General features: G+C 47.8%; 2 protein-coding genes. One reads left to right on the top strand and one right to left on the bottom strand.

Annotation, left to right across the window (positions count from 1 at the left end):
- Positions 1-113: 113 nt before the first annotated feature.
- Positions 114-914 carry a hypothetical protein gene (locus tag CKO36_RS19030; protein WP_200286473.1) on the bottom strand — a complete coding sequence of 267 codons (801 nt, stop codon included), beginning with the start codon at positions 912-914 and terminating at the stop codon, positions 114-116.
- A 286-nt stretch (positions 915-1,200) separates the two neighbouring features.
- On the opposite strand from CKO36_RS19030, the gene CKO36_RS19025 reads away from it, so the two are divergent.
- The coding region (locus CKO36_RS19025) for a hypothetical protein (RefSeq protein ID WP_420826358.1) at positions 1,201-1,487 on the top strand (287 nt) is incomplete at its 3' end.

Raw genomic sequence — 1,487 nt, 5'->3', positions numbered from 1 at the left:
AATCGCTCAAGCAGAGCGCGTACCATGACCGTGGCAGGCGCGCGTTCAGCAAACCGGTTGAGAACATCATCAAACATCGGTTGTCAACTCCAACTCTAGAAATAATATCCATATTATACAATGAGTTGCATCACCTTAAAAGGGCTGGTATAAGGTATACCTACCGCGCCTAATGAGCCACCGAAACGAAATCTTGATTTTTCATCATAAGGAAGTCTAACCACAAAGAACAAATTTGCAAACGGCAACTTAACAGACTCTATTTCTCGACCTGAAGGTTCATGCTGAATAAGAGGCGACGGCCTGACATCCTTCATCAACGCACCAACTACTTCCGACCGAATTCCATCTAAAACATTATCAGTCATCTCGTCAAATTGAACCGATTGCAAGTCATTTCCAAAGTCTGATCGCGCGTCCATATTGACTGTACGATGCCGGTCCAAGAAATCATAAATTGCGTCATTCAATCTATGGCCATCAGGGCCAAAAACGAACTTCGTTAACGGGACATTTTCTTCGCTTTGCATACAATCAAACAATCGCCTCAACGCGCAAACTCGACAATCCTGATCCTTCATTAAAGAAAAATACTCGCGAAGGTTATCATTCGAGATCGAGTTATCCGGCAGCTTTTTTAATTCCACCAAAAAAACATGATACTTCTTCTGTAACGGAAGCGGAATAGGAGACACTTCTTCTTCAAGACAAGAAAATGCATTGGCTCCAGCAAAAATCTCCCATGTGCTTTCATCACGAGTGCCTCTTGCAGCATCCTGCAATTCACCAATCAAGAACTGGTCAAGGTAATCACGACCCAATGCATCGTAATAGTTGTGAAAAAATTGCCAGCGGTCAGGCCGACTTTCCCGCCAGCAAAACACAAATACGGCAGAAGACTGGAACAGCAACAAGAGTCGATTCATAAGAGCATATATTGGGATCCGAGAAGACTCATTTCTCGTTCCAAGACCATATATCTCGTTCCGAACTAGTAACAATCGATCATCACCGATGCATCCAGGAGTACTGAGGCATTTGCAAGCTTCATCCGTCAATGTGTGACATGACGTTGACATCTATAAATCCCCATTGAAATATGACGCACGAGATAGCAAACGTTGCTACCTAAGAGCATTGCTTACAAGTTAAGGTTTTTGAGAAGCTGTCGATCCTTTTTTGTTGAGCGCCCCGAGCCCCATGGACACCACCGTCTGTCCCGTTCCCACCGACGCGAAGCCGAAGAAGCGCAGTTCCGTGCGCCATACCCGCGCCATCCAGCGGGATCGGCAACACCGCCCCACGAGTGCTCCAACGGCGGACGCGGTGGCCACGCGCCTGAGCGAGATTGTCCATTCGGCTACGCTGGAGCAGGTGAGATACTTTCACCTGCTGGGGTTGCGCGCGCGGGTGCTGACGCTGCCGGTGATGATGGGATTGGTCTTGGGGCTGGTGTGGCGCCAGATTGGCAGTGTCAATGAGCTGGT

Origin of the sequence: Rhabdochromatium marinum (genome assembly GCF_016583795.1) — a bacterium.
GTDB classification, from domain to species: Bacteria; Pseudomonadota; Gammaproteobacteria; order Chromatiales; family Chromatiaceae; genus Rhabdochromatium; species Rhabdochromatium marinum.
This window is presented reverse-complemented; position numbering and strand designations above follow the sequence as displayed.